This is a genomic window from Sorangium sp. So ce381 (assembly GCF_051473845.1).
Taxonomy (GTDB): Bacteria; Myxococcota_A; Polyangia; order Polyangiales; family Polyangiaceae; genus Sorangium; species Sorangium atrum.
In genome coordinates, this window is the sequence record NZ_CP150336.1 from 2,636,701 (window position 1) to 2,652,292 (window position 15,592).

Annotated in this window: 11 protein-coding genes and 1 pseudogene; 4 read left to right on the plus strand and 8 right to left on the minus strand. The window is 69.5% G+C overall.

Annotation, left to right across the window (positions count from 1 at the left end; translation table 11 throughout):
* Positions 1–630 precede the first annotated feature (630 nt).
* Together WMF29_RS10130 and WMF29_RS10135 are read right to left on the minus strand one after the other, a co-directional pair.
* Positions 631–762: pseudogene (locus WMF29_RS10130) on the minus strand (transposase); the annotation flags it as partial.
* 84 nt (positions 763–846) lie between these two features.
* The gene (locus tag WMF29_RS10135; RefSeq protein WP_437328639.1) at positions 847–2,061 is read right to left on the minus strand and encodes an alpha/beta hydrolase family esterase; all 1,215 of its coding nucleotides are present in this window, start codon (positions 2,059–2,061) and stop codon (positions 847–849) included.
* Positions 2,062–2,179: 118 nt separating this feature from the next.
* Between WMF29_RS10135 and WMF29_RS10140 the strand changes: the two genes are divergently transcribed.
* The gene (locus WMF29_RS10140) at positions 2,180–2,335 is read left to right on the plus strand and encodes a recombinase family protein (protein ID WP_373372284.1); all 156 of its coding nucleotides are present in this window, start codon (positions 2,180–2,182) and stop codon (positions 2,333–2,335) included.
* A 936-nt stretch (positions 2,336–3,271) separates the two neighbouring features.
* On the opposite strand, the gene WMF29_RS10145 is transcribed toward WMF29_RS10140, so the two are convergent.
* Positions 3,272–4,513 (minus strand): DDE-type integrase/transposase/recombinase, encoded by a 1,242-nt coding sequence (locus WMF29_RS10145; RefSeq protein ID WP_437328640.1) that lies wholly within the window; start codon positions 4,511–4,513, stop codon positions 3,272–3,274.
* Complete coding sequence (locus WMF29_RS10150) at positions 4,488–4,871, minus strand: transposase (protein WP_437328641.1); 384 nt, start codon at positions 4,869–4,871, stop codon at positions 4,488–4,490. Before WMF29_RS10150 ends, WMF29_RS10145 begins: the two co-directional genes overlap by 26 nt.
* Positions 4,872–5,991: 1,120 nt before the next feature.
* Between WMF29_RS10150 and WMF29_RS10155 the strand changes: the two genes are divergently transcribed.
* The 3 genes from WMF29_RS10155 (at position 5,992) to WMF29_RS10165 (ending at position 9,559) form a co-directional block, all read left to right on the plus strand.
* Positions 5,992–7,623 carry a hypothetical protein gene (locus WMF29_RS10155; protein WP_437328642.1) on the plus strand — a complete coding sequence of 544 codons (1,632 nt, stop codon included), beginning with the start codon at positions 5,992–5,994 and terminating at the stop codon, positions 7,621–7,623.
* Entirely contained in the window at positions 7,623–8,807 is a 1,185-nt protein-coding gene (locus WMF29_RS10160) for an ARPP-2 domain-containing protein (protein WP_437328643.1), read from the plus strand. Before WMF29_RS10155 ends, WMF29_RS10160 begins: the two co-directional genes overlap by 1 nt.
* 98 nt (positions 8,808–8,905) lie before the next feature.
* Positions 8,906–9,559: a glutathione S-transferase family protein gene (locus WMF29_RS10165; RefSeq protein WP_437328644.1), complete on the plus strand. Its 654-nt coding sequence runs from the start codon at positions 8,906–8,908 to the stop codon at positions 9,557–9,559.
* A 3-nt stretch (positions 9,560–9,562) separates the two neighbouring features.
* On the opposite strand, the gene WMF29_RS10170 is transcribed toward WMF29_RS10165, so the two are convergent.
* From WMF29_RS10170 to WMF29_RS10185, 4 genes are all read right to left on the minus strand, one after another.
* Positions 9,563–10,408 carry a class I SAM-dependent methyltransferase gene (locus WMF29_RS10170; protein ID WP_437328645.1) on the minus strand — a complete coding sequence of 282 codons (846 nt, stop codon included), beginning with the start codon at positions 10,406–10,408 and terminating at the stop codon, positions 9,563–9,565.
* Positions 10,409–10,482: 74 nt separating this feature from the next.
* A complete protein-coding gene (locus tag WMF29_RS10175; RefSeq protein WP_437328646.1) occupies positions 10,483–11,877 on the minus strand; it encodes a DUF2252 domain-containing protein in 1,395 nt (464 codons plus the stop codon).
* Between the two features lie 186 nt (positions 11,878–12,063).
* Positions 12,064–12,801, minus strand: coding sequence for a hypothetical protein (locus tag WMF29_RS10180; RefSeq protein ID WP_437328647.1), 738 nt, complete (start codon positions 12,799–12,801; stop codon positions 12,064–12,066).
* A 1,056-nt stretch (positions 12,802–13,857) separates the two neighbouring features.
* Positions 13,858–15,360 carry a reverse transcriptase family protein gene (locus WMF29_RS10185; protein ID WP_437328648.1) on the minus strand — a complete coding sequence of 501 codons (1,503 nt, stop codon included), beginning with the start codon at positions 15,358–15,360 and terminating at the stop codon, positions 13,858–13,860.
* Between the last annotated feature and the right edge of the window lie 232 nt (positions 15,361–15,592).

Sequence of the window (15,592 nt, forward strand, 5' to 3'; positions counted from 1 at the left end):
AGCTCAACCGTTTATTATCCAGGCATCAACGGCGCCGCCTTCACACGCTGTGCCCTCCACGGGCCCGCCATGGCGCATCCGTCGTCTTCTACGCTGTGCAAGCGTCGAGCGACGCTCGGCCGCTCAGCCTCGATTCCTTCTTGCTCGCGCTCTGAAGAGGAGGGCTCCGATCGCCGCAAGATGGATCCCGAAGCGCCAAGGCGGCGTTCCGGGCTCGGACCCGGGGACCGAGACGCTGCAGCTAGAGTCTTCCGTCGCGGGCGCCCCCTCGTCGGTGCCGCCGCTCGCGCTGCTCGAAACCTGCCCGCCAGTCGTTGCAGAACCGCCTGTCGTGACGGCACCACTTCCGGGCACGCCCCCGCCGTTTCCGCTTCCTTCCCCTGCGCTACCGCCGTTGCCGCTCCCGTCCCCTGCGCCCGCGCCGTTGCCGCTCCCGTCCCCTGCGCTACCGCCGTCGCCCGCGGCCCCGCCGGCCCCACCGGCGCCATCCGCCCCACCGGCCCCACCGCTGCCCGTCGTGCCCCGGTCGAGGAAGATGCGTTGGGCGAAGTTGTAAGTCGGATTTGGGCCGGTGAGGTCCCCCTTTTGGCGCCTTCACCGAGGCGCTGTCGAGAGAGCTCCACTTCCAGCGATGCCGCGACGACCGTCATACAGGATGCCGGCCATCACGACTCGCGCTGAGACTGGAGGGCGACCTCCCTTCGGCTTCGGCGGCTCCGCTCGTATCAGCGGCTCGATCCGACGCCACAGAGCGTCGGGCACGTCGGCAAACTTGGCTTCCACAAAGCACTGTAGCTCACACTCGATCCGACCTTTCAAGAGGTTTTAGGCTCGACTCTTGGCAGCCTAGAACTGACTGAAGAACTTCCAAACCTCTTGCGGTTGCCAACGTTGACCACCCTCTCGCGGCGGATCAGGCGTGTGCGGTCCCACGAAGGAGCAGAACTCGACCGGATAACCCGTCGTGCAGCCCATGAAGTTGGTGCACACGTGGTTTCCGGTGGCCCTTGTCGGCTCCTTCCAGGTGCAACCGTTCAGCCCGGCGTACGTCTGCGCCATCGAGACACCGCCACCGTACTGAAGGACGTTGTCGTTGGTGCCATGGGATGCGTAGAAGGCGACCGCTTCGCTCGGCTTGCAGTTGCCGGCACTGAGCTGCGCCGCTCCGTTGTAGATGGCGACGGCGCGGACACCCCAAGTGCCGGTTCCATCGAGTGGACGCGAGCAAGCCGTCCGGTAGGACATGCTGCCGCCGTAACTCCAGCCGTTTGCGAAGATCTTGCTCTTGTCGATACAGAAATTTTGCTCGACCTGCTCTACCACGGCGTCCGCGAGTGCCACGTTCGAGCCGCTTGAGTCGGGCCACCCGCAGCCGCTTTCCCCGTTGCCAGTCCCGGTGCACGGCGTTCCGCTCTTCTCCCCATTGGGAGCCACGAAGATCGTACTGCTGGCGGCGTCGGCGATGTCCTTCAGCCAGTAGTAGTTCTGCTGATACATCTGCTTGTCGTTTCCATCGAGCTGATGCCAAGCGATGACCAATCTGTACGGCTTCTTATTGTCGTAGTTGGCCGGCACGCTCAGGATGTATCGACGTTGCCGATTCGCCGCCGTAATCGAGATCGGGTTGCCGTTATTGTACATGCTGGCGTCAATGGTCGGCGTTTTGCCGCACCCGGCGGACAACGTACCCGTGTCCGAGCCTCCACCAGCGCCACCACCGGACCCGGCCCCGCCGGCTCCGCTACCACCTGAGCCAGCAGCCCCGCCCGTGTCCGAGCCGCCCGTGCCCGAGCCGCCCGTGCCCGAGCCGCCCGTGTCCGAGCCGCCCGTGGCCGAGCCGCCCGTGGCCGAGCCGCCCGTGGCCGAGCCGCCCGTGGCCGAGCCGCCCGTGGCCGAGCCGCCCGTGGCCGAGCCGCCCGTGGCCACGGCACCGGTGCCTGCGGAACCATTGGGAGCGCTACCTCCAGAGCCCTGCGTGTCGCCCGAATCGGACGAGCAACCGACGAGCGCCGAGGCACACGCGAACGAGTTGAGAATGACAACGAGGGAAGCGCGGTTCATTAGGCCTCTCCATAAAGGGGACGTACGGGTTTACCTACCGCTTGTAAGTACCGGAGTCACGGTCTAGAAATTTATTCCTTCGCTGTTCGCTCCCTCGGTCCGATCCGCGGGTGAGCACGTGGGCGCTCGTGGGCGACGCCGAGCTGGCGCGGGCTGGATGCACTCCGCCATTCGCGAGATGCTGCGAAACCCAAAGTACGTCGGCGAATTCTCGTTCGGTCGACGGAGGTGGAATTTGTCAACGCGGATGAGACAGCGGTCACGAGAATCCTAACTCGGCACGCGCTCTCGTATCGCCGGTGGCCGCGGCGGGCTCGTACCTCGGTACAACGTCGCACGGCTCACTCCCAGCGCGGCGCACGCGGCGACCACCGAGACCCCAGGCTCGGCGAAGTCTTCCACCAGGTCCATCAGCTGTCTCCGTGCGGATAGGACAAGCAAACGCGTTCCGCAAAGTCAAGATTCTCGGAGCCGTTCCTGGCTCGTGCAGTCCGACTGTACGAGCTTATCGACAGAACGGGCCTTATGCGATCAGACAGGCCTTCCACTCGTGAAACGCCTGCGATTACCGCGACGTCGCATCAAGCGGAAGGCATCCTACCGTATAGCTGTACACTACTGGCACCAAGCGGAAGGCATCCTACCGTATAGCTGTACACTACTGAGCTCGTCCAAACGGCCGCCGTCGCGGTTCGCGGCGCGTCGTGATGGCCGGCGCACGCACCTCAGGGCAGACCTCCCCCCGGCCACGTCGTCGAGCAGCGTCCCTCCCCTTTCAGTTTCGTCACGCGGGGTCCGCCGGGTACCGCGCGCGGCACTCCAGCGGCTCGGCGAACAGACCGAGGTGGCTCAAGATCTTCCTCGCCGTCGCCTTGTCCGTGATCGCGGCCATGAGTCGCATCCGCCCGCTGCATCGCGGGCACGCGAGAACATCTACTGCGTAAGTCCGCCGCAAAAGCTTCGCCCATTCGACGCGAGGCGACGTCGCCAGAAGGAGCCCATCCAGCAGCCGATCAAGATGCTGGACCGAGATCCCCTCCGACACGAATCCAACATCAGCCCACGGCAGTACAGCGCCCAGCGCAGTCGACACCCGCTCGCGCTCGACCGCGCCATGCACCATCGTCAGCAGCGCCCCAACCGCCACGTCCCGAGCGCCTCGCTCCGACACTGCCGACGGCGCCGCCTCGCTTCGCTCGTCTCCTCTGCGCTACGGCGTCTCCATGCCTCTCGCCGGCCCCTTCGGCGCCTGCCTCGCCGGCAAGGGCGTGATCGTCGTCGTCTTCTTCTTGTCATCGCTGCCCGCGCTATCAGCTCCGGCGCGCTGCTCGCCCTTACGCGCCTTCCCCGTCGCCTTCGGCACCACGAGGCTGCGTTGCTTCGCATGCGGCGCGAGCACACCGTGGTAGCGCACCAGCGGATGGCGCGGCGGCGGCACCAGCGCGGCGAGCCTCGCGAAAAACACAATCGGCGTCATCACCCGATGCGTTCCTTTTCGCCGCGGGTATTTCACCTGATAGGCCACCCGACCGTCGCGGAGGATGCTGAGCCGCTCCAAAGCGAAACAGGGACGCGCGCAATACCGGACGAGCCGCTCGCGCCCCTCGTCGTCGTAGCCCTCGATGCGCACCGCCGCCTCGACGTTGAAACCATCGAGCTCCACCGTGAGCGGCCGACGGCGCTTCGCCTCGAACCGCGCATGAGCCAGCGAGGCAAAGCGGTCCGGATAGTCGGGCTGGTACTTGAGCGTCTTGAACTGCGACTCGGAGAAGGCGTTGTCATCGCTGACGTGAGGCCGGCTGAAGCTTCGAACGACGCCGAGCGAGCCGAGGAGCTGAGCGAGCCCCTCCGACCTCATCGCGGAGCCGCGGTCGGCGTGCACCGTGAGCGAACCGGGCTCGACGCCGTGGCGGGCGACCGTCTCTGCGAAGAGGTGCTCGGCGAGCTCCGCGCTCTCGCGCTCGGCGAGCAGCCAGCCGACGGTCATGCGACTGAACAGGTCGAGGGCGACGTACAGGCAGTAGAAGACCCCGGGCAGCGGCCCGCGCAGCTTGGTTATATCCCACGTCCAGATCTGGTTGCGGGCTGTGGCGGTGAGCGTCGGCTTGGCATGCTTCGTCGGCCCACGCTGCGCGCGTCGCTCGCCGCTCTCGCCGGACGCCGCGAGCAGGCGGTACATCGTACGGATGGAGGCAAGGTAGACGCCGCGCGACAGCAGCGTCGCGTAGACCTCCGGCGGGGGCTGGTCGACGAACTCGTCGCTGTGCAACACATCGAGCACGGTTTGCCGCTCGGGGTCACTGAGACGGCGTGGGCTCGGAACGGGCCCCCGCAGCGCGGGTGGCCTCGCGGGCTGGGTCTGCCGGTAGAGCGTAGCGCGGCTGACGCCGAGTGTCGCGCACGCCTGCGCGATGGGGACGTGCGGGTCATCGAGCTCTTCGATAACGTCCATCAGCGCTCTTCGTCGCTCGTGAGGTTGATGCCCAGAATGGCAGAGACTTTTTTTTTGAGATCGATGAGCTTCTCAGCGAGCGCGAGCTTCTCCTCGAGTCGGGCCGAGCGCTTCTCGAGCTCGGCGATGCGCCGGTCCTTCGCGTCCTGCTTCGGCTTGCGGCCGGGCTTGCGCCCGCGAGAGCCTCGCTGCCGTGGAGAGCGAGCTGCTTGCGCCACGCCGTCAGGAGGGAGCTGTAGATGCCCTCGCGGCGCAGCAGCGCCTCGATATCGCCGCGCTGGGTGCATGCGGCCGCCTCGCGAACGATGCGCAGCTTCTCCGCCGCCGAGAACTTCCGCCTCTTGCCCGCCTTCGGCATGGTCTCGACGGCGACGCCACTCGCGCGAGGAGCAGCGCCCTGCGCCGCTGGGGCAAGGGTAGGATCGACGGATCGGAGATGGGAAGGCTTCGGCACGGGTCAGGTCCATTCTCCGCCCTCTCACCACAGATTTCCAGGGGGAGCCTGTCTCACCCGACGTTGGCACAGAGGGCTTGCGCCCCCTCAACGGGAACAAGGGGCAGTTTGCGTTTGATGGCAAGGCGGTGTAACCGAATACGCGACGCCGCTGCTTGAGCATGGCGGCAAGGTGGCTGCGCCCTCGGCGGAGCTGCGAGAGGGTGGTCCCGATCGGCATCCCGAGGCTCCGGGCGATCTCGCTCACCTGCTCACCGCCGCCGACGAGGATCAACACCCAGCGCTCCCACTGATGCACCTCCCAGAGCAGGTCCACGATGGCGCGAACCTCTACCTCGCCGTAGGGAGACGGCGCCCGCTACCGACCGGCGACGTAGATCAGCGGAACGGCGACCTCCAGGCGGCAGACCCCGTCGTGGGACTTGCGGCCTGGTGGACGGCGACGGCGTTCAGCCGGCCGCGGTGGCGTTCTCGTCCGGCCGACCAGAGATCGCGGGGTTAGCGCCCACGATCGCCGAGTCGACGCCGGCTTCGACCCCCTCGAAATCCGCTGAAACCCGCCCCATCGCGTCCTCCCGCTCCCCCTGGAAAAGTGACGCTGTACCAGGAACTTTTCCGTGCGGGCACGCGTGCCAGGGGCGGCTCGCGCCCCACACGCCGCGTTGCCTCCCTCGGGGAAAGCGGTCAAGGGACAAGGAGTCCGCGGGACATCCAGGTCGCAACCACAGGCTTCGTGCCCTCCCAGGCGACGAGGGCCTGCTTCGTGAGGTCGATGTCTGTCCGTTTTTCGCCACCCTTGCCCTAACTGGGTTCGGAGCGGGGGACGAAGACATGGCAGGCAGGGTGGAGAGTTCAGCGCTGCCAGCGATGACCTTGTCGTCAAGGGAGATCTTGTCCTTCGAGAGGTGCCCCTCCGGGTGTATGCTGCCGGTTGCCGCCCGTGGGACTTCGGGGCGATTTCCGATCCCAGTCTGGAAACTGTCGTAGGTTGATCGCCCCATCATTCCCCGGGCGGCTCTTTGCCATGCCCACCGCCCCTCCCGCGCTCCCCGCACGCTTTCACACCGAGCGCGTCGAGCGCGAGGACCTCGTCATGTTCATCAACGCCTGCTTCGCGTGCACAGGGCAGGCCGAGTTCTATGGCACCTCCGGAGGCCAGGCCGTCTCCATCGAGTTCCTCCACGAGTACATCCTCGGCAATTACCGCCGCCTCTACGCGCGCACGCTGGCCGCCGGCATCAACCACTTCAACCAGGCGCGCATCGCCGTGAACCTCCTCGCGACCGGCGCCGAGACGCCCGCTCCCGACCGGCGCGAGGAGGGCTCGCTCATCGCGGCGGCCCTCCGGGAGCTCCCGCCGCAGCGCGCGCTCCGGGCGCTGCGCGAGCTCCGGGAGCGCCGCGTGAACAACCGCCGCGCGCGCGCCGTCATCCGCGGCTACCTCGCCGGCCGTCCGGACCCGGCGTTCGACGCCGTCAAGTACCGCGCCCACGTCCGCGCGCTCGCGGTGCACGCCCGCCTCCAGCTCCCCGGCGAGATAGGGCCCTTCCTGTTCGAGCCCAAGCGCCGCGCGCCGTTCGAGACGCCGCTCCTCGAGCGCGCGCGGCAGGCGCGTTATGCGAAAGAGGCGATCTTCGACCTGCCGCTGACCGTCGCCGAGGGGCTCGCCGCCGCCCGCGGCGTGTCTCGCGAAGAGCTCCTCCGCCGCGCCGCGCCGCGCATGACCGAGGGCGAGCGCCTCCGGCTCCAGCGCGCCGCCGGGCGCGAGGACGTCGATCTCGCCGTCGACCTCGGCCGCGCCCCGCTCACGCGGGTCGCCCTCTACGCGCTCTCGCTGCCCGAGGAGGTGCGGCGCGAGCGCCGCGACGAGCTCCACGCGGCGCTCGAGCGCGCCGCCGCCCGCGCGCTCAGGAAGAGCCCGGCCGCGCTCGGGCGCGTCGCCGCCGTGCTCGACCGGAGCTACTCGGCGTCCGGATCGAGCGAGAAGCGCCGCCGCCCGCTCGCCGTCGCGCTCGGCGTGAGCTACCTGCTCCGCGCCGCCGCCCGCGAGTACCGCGCCTTCTGGACCGCGCCCACGCCCGACGAGATCCTCGTCGGCGCGCGCGGCCAGACCGATCTCGCGACGCCGCTGCTCGACGCGCTCGCCTGGCGACCCGACGTCGTGATCATCCTCTCGGACGGCTTCGAGAACGACCCGCCCGGCGCCGCCGCCGAGGTCGCCCGCTGCTTCCGGGCGCGGCTCGATCCGGGGCAGCGCACGTCGATCGTCCACATCAACCCCGTGTTCGACAGCGAGCGCTACGCGCCCCGCGCGCTCGGCCCGTCGATCCCGACGGTCGGCCTGCGCGACGCCGAGGACCTGCCGACGGTCCTCGGTTTCGCCCGCTTTGCCGAGGGCACGGCGCCGCTCGCGGAGCTCGAGCGCTACCTCGCGCAGCGCGCGGCCGCGCTGCTCTCGCGGCACGCCCGGACACCGGGCGCCCCGGAGCCAGCCGCGGAGGCGGGGCCGGCAGACGCCGTGGAGCTGGCAGAAGCCGTGGCGCTGGGAGACGCCGTGGAGCCGGCAGGCGCCGTGGAGCCGGCGGATGCCGTGGAGCCGGCAGACGCCGCCGAGCTCGCAGAAGAGGCGCCCGCCGCGGCGCTCGAGGTGCCCTGATGGCCAAGGCGCCGGCCCTGCTCCGGTCGCTCTCGCTCCGGGGCCTCTCCGCGACGCACGCGCAGGTCTTCGCGGGCGTGCGCCTGGTCCCGCTCCTCCGGGACGCACCACGGGACGACCTGCGCATCGCCGGCCGCAAGCACGAGGACGCCTGGTCGATCGTCAATCTCGGAGATGGCAGGGCCTACTGCTCCTACGTGCCGCACGCGCTCGTGATCGGGTGGACCGAGGACGGCTCGCCGGTCGCGTCCTACGGCGCTGCGCTCGCGGGGCCGGAGGTCCGAAACCCGCTCAGCAAGTGGGGCTGCGGCGTCCAGCTGCTCCACCGCATGGCCCGGCGCGAGGCGCGCGGCGAGGACCCGGCCGAGCGGAACCGCCTGCGTCTCTTGCCGCTGCACCTCGCGATGGAGGGCTTCCTCGCGCTGCACTTCAACGCCCCCGAGATCGCCTGGTCCGAGTACTCGCGGCGGGCGATCTCCCGCGGGCTCGATCCGCGCACCGAGATGTCGCTCTCCGGCCGGGCGATTCCCAGCCTGGAGGACGCGCTGCGCGTCTTCGAGATCCACGAGGGCCAGTGCGGCGTCCTGCTCTTCGTCGGCGAGCTGCTCGCGTCGGTGTTCGTGGTGTCGCACCCCGACGACTACCGCGCGCTGCACCGCACGCTGATCGAGGACTTCTACGAGCAGACGCTGCTCTACGCGGCCCGCCACAACGGCGACAGCCAGGCGCTCGAGCACACCTTCGACGCTGCGCGGATCGGCTCGCTCGACGACCTGCGGGCCGCGCTCGGCCGGGCGCGGGCGGAGGCCGGCGCGCTGCACGTGGACACGGCCGCGGGGCTCCTCGGCCGGCCGATCGCGGCGGAGCGCGTGTACCGGGCGGGGCCGTTCTCGCTGCAGCGGTTCATGACGGAGCTCGATCCGGCGCTGGACAACCACATCGGCGAGGCGATCGTGCGCGAGGACGGCGCGCTGGAGTACGCGAAGACGTACCGGCTCGCGGCGGGGCAGGTGAGGCGCGCCCGGCTCCTCCAGCAGCTCGCGGCGCACGGGTGGAACCTGGACGCCACCGCGGCTGCGCTCCGGACCACGCGCGACCAGCTGATCCGGCGGATCGACGGCGAGGGGTTCGGCTACCTCATCGCGGAGCACGTGCTCAAGGCGGCGCTGAAGCGGACGAAGTGAGCCCGGAGCATCGAGGGGGAACGCGGGCGTGCTTCGCGACCTCCGTTGCAAAGGTCTGCCTCCGCGGCCGATGATGCTCGCCGAGGAGGAGCCTCTCGATGACCATCACGATTACCGCCTTCGAACGCTCACCCGATGGAGGCAAGGGACTGGCGCGCGATACGCGCGTTCGCTGGGCGCTCGAGGAAGCGGGCCAACCCTACCAGGTTCGCCTTGTCTCGTTTCGCGCGATGAAGGAGCCCGCGCACCTGGCGCTTCATCCTTTCGGCCAGATTCCAACCTATGAGGAGGGCGATCTCGCGCTGTTCGAGACGGGGGCGATCGTGCTTCACATCGCCGAGCGACATGCGGGCCTCCTGCCGAACGACGCCAATGCTCGGGCGCGCGCGATCACATGGATGTTCGCCGCGGTCAACACGGTAGAGCCACCGATCCTCGAGCTCGTAATCGCCAGGATCCTGGAGGGCGACAAGCCCTGGACCGCGGAGCGCCTGCCTCTGGTCGAGGCGCGCATCCGCGCTCGGCTCGGCCAGCTCTCCGCTCGCCTGGGCGATGCCGATTGGCTCGATGGTGCGTTCAGCGCCGGCGACTTGATGATGGTGTCGGTGCTGCTCAGGCTGAGAGCATCGGGCATCCTGGACGAATACCCGAACCTGGCCGCTTATGTGGCCCGCGGCGAAGCGCGGCCCGCCTACAAGCGAGCCTTCGACGCGCAACTGGCGGTGAACACCGGCAAGCCATCGACCGGCTGATCTCTAGGCGCGCGCGCTCACGAGCCAGCAGGCCGCGGTGAAGCGGGCCGCGCCATCGCGGACGTAGGCGTCGAAGGCAGGGCGAACCGCTTCGGCCGTCCGGGCGCGCGTCGGCTCGTCCGCGTCCCGCAGCGCCTGACCCACCTGTCCCAGCCGGGTGGCGTAGGCGAGCAGGTCCTTCTCCGCGACGCTGCTCGGCGCGTCGATCGGGCGGATGTCGACGTCGGTCCAGCCGCTCGCGTCCAGGATCCGCTGCACGCGCTCTCTGTCCGCGAAGGCGAACGGGCCGGGGGCGTCGGGGGGCGGGACGCGCAAGTCGGGCAGGAGCGGGGCCGCGGCGCGCGCGGCCTCGGTCATGAACGGGTTCTCGTCCGCGCTGCGCCAGGCCATGAACGAGAGCTTCGCCCCGCGCCGGGCGGCGCTCCGGATGTTGGCGAACGCCGCCGTGGGATCGTCGAAGAACATCACGCCGAAGCGCGAGATCACCGCGTCGAACGTGTCGTGCTCGAAGCCATGGGTCTGCGCGTCGGCCTGGAGGAAGGCGGCGGAAGCCAGGCCCTCGGCGGCGGCGCGCGCCCTGGCGGCCGCCACGAGCGGCCCGGAGATATCCACGCCGAGGCAGAGGCCGGCTGGCCCGAGGCGCCGCGCCATCGAGAGGGCCGTGGCGCCCGCGCCGCAGCCGACGTCGAGGACGCGCCCGCCCTCGCCGGGGAAGCCCGCTTCGATGAGCGGCGCCTCGAGCGGCGCCAGCATGCCATCGAGCATTTCCTGCATTTCTACCCAGGTGTGCCCGGCGGACTCGTTCCACAGCTCGGCCTGGTCGCGATTCGGCGGATGGGCTTCGGACATGGGCGTCTCCTTCGGGCTCGGCCAGGTGGCGGGGTTCTCGCTGGACGAGATCGCCCGCCTCGCCAGCGCGTCGGTCAGAAGTTGGCGCAGAAGCTCGCGTAGTCCAGCGCCACCTGGTCGGCGTAGTCGAGCGCGATCGCGCGGACCTTGGCGCGGAAGCCCGCGTGATCCCCGTCGGTGAGCGCGTCGATCTCCGCGTCGACCGAGTCCGGGAACACCGCCGCGTCCCAGTCCTCGTCGGCGCGCGCGTGCTGCGTCGCCAGGATCTCGCCCCACTGCTCGGCGAGGTTGGTGAAGCGGGTCATCGTCGAGAGATCCGCTGTGTCGAAGGTGTCCTTGTAGGGCGATCGCTCGCGCACGCTGTAGCTCTGGCCGTCGGAGAGCGTCATCCAGCCGAGCAGGTCGTCGACCCTGTAGCCGAGCGCCTTGTACGCGAGCACGGTCCGGTACGCCTGGTTCGTGCCGCTCGCCGCGTTGGTCTGCGAGACGGCGGCGGAGGCGATGCCGGCGAACGCGCTCGGCGCGCCCTGGGCCTTGACGTCGAGGAGGCGGTCGTCGTCCTGCCCCGTGGTGGGCCCCTCGATCAGCACGTAATACCGCGTCACGCCGAGCGAGCCGATACCGCTGTGGAGCCGCTGGGCCACGCCCTTCACCGCGAAATAGGCGGCCGGCAGCCCGGCGCCGCCGCCGCTCAGGGTGGCGCGATAGGCCGACACGTGGCCCCGGACGTCGGTGTCGACGGCCGCTGTCACCGCGGCGAGATCCGGATTGCCCCCCGTGTCGAGCGTGCGCACGCCGCCGACCTTGACCGTGAAATCATCGAGCATCTCGGTCCGGCTGTTCGACGCTTCGACGTCGTCGAGGAAGTCGTCGAGCAGGCCATAGGTGTTGCTCGCCGTGAACTTCAGCGTGGTCTCCTGGCTGTTCCCCGCGTAGCTCGCGATCGCGTCGAGGTATGCCTCGGTGAACGCGTCGAGGAGCGCGCTCTGGTTGGCGGAGCTGTAGCCGCCGTTCTCGCGCGCGACCAGGGCGAGGCTCGTGGCGAGCCGCCAGACGTCGAGCTGGTAGTCGCCGATGACCGCCTCGTCGAAGTCGTTGATGGCATAAACGACGTCGCCCTGGTCGTCATCGAACGAGCCCATGTTGTTGACGTGCATGTCGCCGCCAAGCCACGTCCGGGTGGAGCTCGCGCCGCCGTACGTGAGGAGCTGGGACGAGCTGCCGAGGTCCTTCCAGTAGAGGTGGTTCGAGCCGCGGAAGAACGTGAACGGGGACGCCTTCATCTCCGCGTATTTCTCGGATCGAGCGCTCGAGGACAGGCCTGCGTTGGCGCTCGTGATCTCGGCGACGACATGACTCGTGCGGCTCGAGGCCGCCGAGCCGGGCGTGGCCGTGAGGGCGATGGCGGAAAAGGCGGCGGCGGCGCAGCAACGGCGGGTGACGAGCGCTGGAATCGACGGTGTGGACATGGGCTTGCTCCCTCGGGCGATCGCGGTGTCGTACGTGGACCGCCGCTCGCACAGCAAGCGCCAGCGCCTTCTGACACGAGAACGATGCCGTGTCGTCATCCGATCGCCGAGGGACGATGCGCACCCCGAAGGACGCGAGCCGCCTCTTCTCGACGACCGGCCCAGCCCGCTAGCTCGGCGGGCGCGTCACATCGGCTCTTGAAGGTCCTTGTAGCTCGGCAGCGCGCCGAAGTTGAACCCGATGCCGAAGTTGTAGACGACCCCGGGCCCCTCGAGGCGCTTCATCATCGTGAGCTCCGGGTGGATAGCGAAGCTCTCGGAGGTCCGGAACTGGAACCCGAGGCTGCCTCGGAGGAGGAGGCCATCCGCGGTCGAAGCGGCCTCGTTGTCGTCCGTGATATCACCCGAGGCGAGGCCGTAGGTGACGCCGGGGGTCACCACGATCGAGAACCAGTCCGTGGGGTTCACGCCGAGCATCACCGGCGCGTGAAGATAGACGATGTGTACCGATGCGTCGTTGGACGAGAGGTAGAAGTACTGCACCCCCGGATCGACGGCGAGATCGAAGACGCCGCGAACCGGGTTCACCTTGAGATCGACGCCGAACGAGCTGAGGTTATGGACGTGGGCCCCGATGTCGAGGATGTCCGTCAAACCGGCTCGGAGCTGATACGAGGGCAGCGTCGGCAGGAACCCGCTGATCGTCCTCGTCCTCGGCTCCGCCTGTCCGGTGTTCGGATTCTCCACGAGCTCGGCGGTCTCGCCGATGTAGCCGAAGCTTTCGAGCGACACCGAATGCGCGATCTTGCCGGGCGCCACGGTCCGCGGGGTTCCGTAGGAGTTCGGGTTGGGGCAGCCCGAGAGCAGAGCGCCGAAGAGCAGGACGGCCGGAAGCGCAAGGAGACGAGCAGATGGCTTTCGCATAGCCGACCATCCTATCCATTCCACACTTGCAATGTCCAGGCGCCTCGCGGAGAGAGCAGCATTACCGCGGCATGGCCTCACGCGTGGTTCACGCAGGCCGGGGCCGCCCGCTCGACGCTGTTGGGAGTGTCCTCGTGCAGCGTGGGAGCGCTGTTGTCTCGTCGCGCAACGGTCGTGATGGGTCGATTCGCCACTCCCTTGTCGGGATCGGGCCATGGAGCGTATACGCCGGCGGCATCGCGCTCCTTCCTTCGCCCAGCATCGAGACAGGGCTCGAGCTTTTTTCGCGACAAACGGGTTGAAAACTCCTGGATAGGGCAGAGTTCGACCGCCGAGAACGCCGAAATCTTGTCATCTTCTTGGCGTCCTTGGGGCGCTTGGCGGTTTGTTTCTCCGTGGATCGATGTGATCGGCGCCTCAGCCGTCGCTCATCCGATGTTGCGCGACACCGAGGCGGCAGGCCGCAACGTCGACGCCGGGTGCTTTACCACCACGACGGCGTGACCCTGCGGTACCTCGAAGCTGGCAGAGGCAGGCCCCTGGTCGCGATCCCGGGATGGTCACGGACGGCGATCGTGGTGGCGCAGCAAGTCGAGGTATTCTCGCGTCACCACCACGCCATCGCGCTGGAGTTGCGAGGGCACGGAGGCTCGGACAACCCGTGGTACGGCTACCGGGCAGGGGCCTCACCGAGCAGGCGGGCAGGCATGTCGGACATGGGCGGGGGCCTCACCGAGCAGGCGGGCAGGCATGTCGGACATGGGCGGGGGCCTCGCCGAGCAGGCGGGCAGGCATGTCGGACATGGGCGGGGGCCTCGCCGAGCAGGCGGGCAGCCATGTCGGACATCGGCGGGGGCCTCGCCGAGCAGGCGGGCAGGCATGTCGGACATGGGCAGGGGGCTCACCGAGCAGGCGGGCAGGCATGTCGGACATCGGCGGGGGCCTCGCCGAGCAGGCAGGCAGACAAATCGGACATGGGCGGGCCTCGCCGCCGGCCGCACGGAGACGTGGATCACCGATCGGACGGCTACACCTCGAGCGACCAGAGCCCTCGCGCTACGTGAGCGCAGGGCGGGCGTCGTGGGGGCCCGCCTCGCCGGCAGGCGCCGGCTGGTTGCGCTCCAGCGCCTCGATGCGCCCGAGGAACGCGCGCCCTTTGGCCGGATCCGTCATGTACACGAACGCCGCGAGCCCCTTGAGCTGCGCGAGCGTCTCGCCCTTGCCTGGCCTCCCGAGCTCCCGGTTGCGGATCGCCGCGCGCAGCGCGCGCACCCGCTCGCGCGGGACGCGCGCCGCAGGCGCCGCCTCGCCCGCCTGGTTGACGACGAGGCCTGTCACCTTCTGCCGGCTGCCCTTGCGCATCACCACGGTCTTGCTCGGGTGCAGCCGGAAGCCCTCCGAGCTCAGGATCTCTCGGAGCCCGCGGAGCAGCGCGCCCACCGGCGCGCGCGGCCGCGCGGCGCCGGCGAGGGCGGGCGCCTCGGGCGCGCGGAAGGAGAACGTGAGATCGTCGGCATACCGCGTGTAACGAAGCCCCAGCTTGCGCGCGAGGCCAGACGCGCGCCGATCGAGCCGCAGGCAGATGGCGTTCGTGATCGCCGGGGAGGTGGGCGCGCCCTGCGGGAGCACGCGCGGGCCCGTGGCCACATAGAGCGTCTGCCCCCGGAACTGCACGACGTCCCGCGGCGCCTCGGTCGAGAGGAGCGCCACGAGCGTCGCGGGACCCTCGGCCACGCCCGCCTTGCGGAGCAGGCCGCGCACGCGCCGCCACGTGATCGTCGGGAAGAAGTCCTTGATATCCACCTTGACGATCGTGTCGGCGCCGGCGTGCGCGGCGGCGTTCGTGACGATGGATCGGCTCGCCAGGAAGCCGTGCGCCGCGGCGTGGACCGGCAGCTTCTCGAACAGGTTGCGGAGCGCCCAGCGCTGCGCGCGCTTCAGATCCCGCTTGGGCGACGAGATGGTGCGCGCGCTGCCGTCGCGCTTCGGGATGTGCCACCGCCGGTAATGGGTGCCCGTGTCGACCTCGCGGTGATACGCGAGCCAGCGGAGCCGCGGGATCGACAGCCCCAGCGCGGTCGCGAGCTCGGCCGCGCCCGGCAGGTCGGGGAGGCCGTGCGCCCGCGCGCGCTCGCTCAGCCCAGGCACGTCGAGCCTGTCCGGCCCGACGCGGTCGCTCCAGTGCACGCCCGCGCCAAGGTGGTTGACGTGCGTGGCGACGTAGGCCTCCCACGCCAGGCGGCGCAGCGAGCGGCGCTCCCTGGCCTCGACCTTCTTGCGCTCCTTCCATTGCGCGCGCTCCCGGTCGGACATCGCCTTGGGATCGCCGGTCGCGAGGGCGCCCTTCGCCGTGAGCTCCGCGCTCACCCACGCGTCGATCCCGCCCGCCTCGTCGATCGCCTTCCAGCGGGCGACGCGCTCCTCGTGGGCCAGCCGGCGCGCTTCCACGCCGCCGGCGGCGTTGAAGCGCGCCGCCGCGCCGCCGGGGGCAGGCGGCGTCGTGATGGGGAGAACGACGGGGGCTCGGGCTTGAACGGTCGCGTCGATCTTCGCGGTCATGTCTCTACGGGAGCGTGGTGGTGAGTCACGATGGGAGCGATCTGTCCTGAGGACGCCGGACCGTCGATCGCTGTCTCATGTCGCCAAGAGAGGCTCCAAGCGCATCACCTTCATCGCTTGGTGCACGGTAGCCTCACCGGTTCTCTTCGGCTAGACGAGCCCTACGGCGTCGGGAGAAACGGCGTTTGCGAGGTTGTCTCAGCTCTCCCGACGCCGTAGGGCTCGTCTAGCC

What these genes read in the sequence shown, in the direction of transcription:
- WMF29_RS10155 (WP_437328642.1), top strand. Translation starts at nt 5,992, where the DNA reads ATGCCCACCGCCCCTCCCGCGCTCCCCGCACGCTTTCACACCGAGCGC.
- WMF29_RS10160 (WP_437328643.1), top strand. Translation starts at nt 7,623, where the DNA reads ATGGCCAAGGCGCCGGCCCTGCTCCGGTCGCTCTCGCTCCGGGGCCTC.
- WMF29_RS10135 (WP_437328639.1), bottom strand. Translation starts at nt 2,061, where the DNA reads ATGAACCGCGCTTCCCTCGTTGTCATTCTCAACTCGTTCGCGTGTGCC.
- WMF29_RS10145 (WP_437328640.1), bottom strand. Translation starts at nt 4,513, where the DNA reads ATGGACGTTATCGAAGAGCTCGATGACCCGCACGTCCCCATCGCGCAG.
- WMF29_RS10185 (WP_437328648.1), bottom strand. Translation starts at nt 15,360, where the DNA reads ATGACCGCGAAGATCGACGCGACCGTTCAAGCCCGAGCCCCCGTCGTT.
- WMF29_RS10180 (WP_437328647.1), bottom strand. Translation starts at nt 12,801, where the DNA reads ATGCGAAAGCCATCTGCTCGTCTCCTTGCGCTTCCGGCCGTCCTGCTC.
- WMF29_RS10150 (WP_437328641.1), bottom strand. Translation starts at nt 4,871, where the DNA reads ATGCCGAAGGCGGGCAAGAGGCGGAAGTTCTCGGCGGCGGAGAAGCTG.
- WMF29_RS10170 (WP_437328645.1), bottom strand. Translation starts at nt 10,408, where the DNA reads ATGTCCGAAGCCCATCCGCCGAATCGCGACCAGGCCGAGCTGTGGAAC.
- WMF29_RS10165 (WP_437328644.1), top strand. Translation starts at nt 8,906, where the DNA reads ATGACCATCACGATTACCGCCTTCGAACGCTCACCCGATGGAGGCAAG.
- WMF29_RS10175 (WP_437328646.1), bottom strand. Translation starts at nt 11,877, where the DNA reads ATGTCCACACCGTCGATTCCAGCGCTCGTCACCCGCCGTTGCTGCGCC.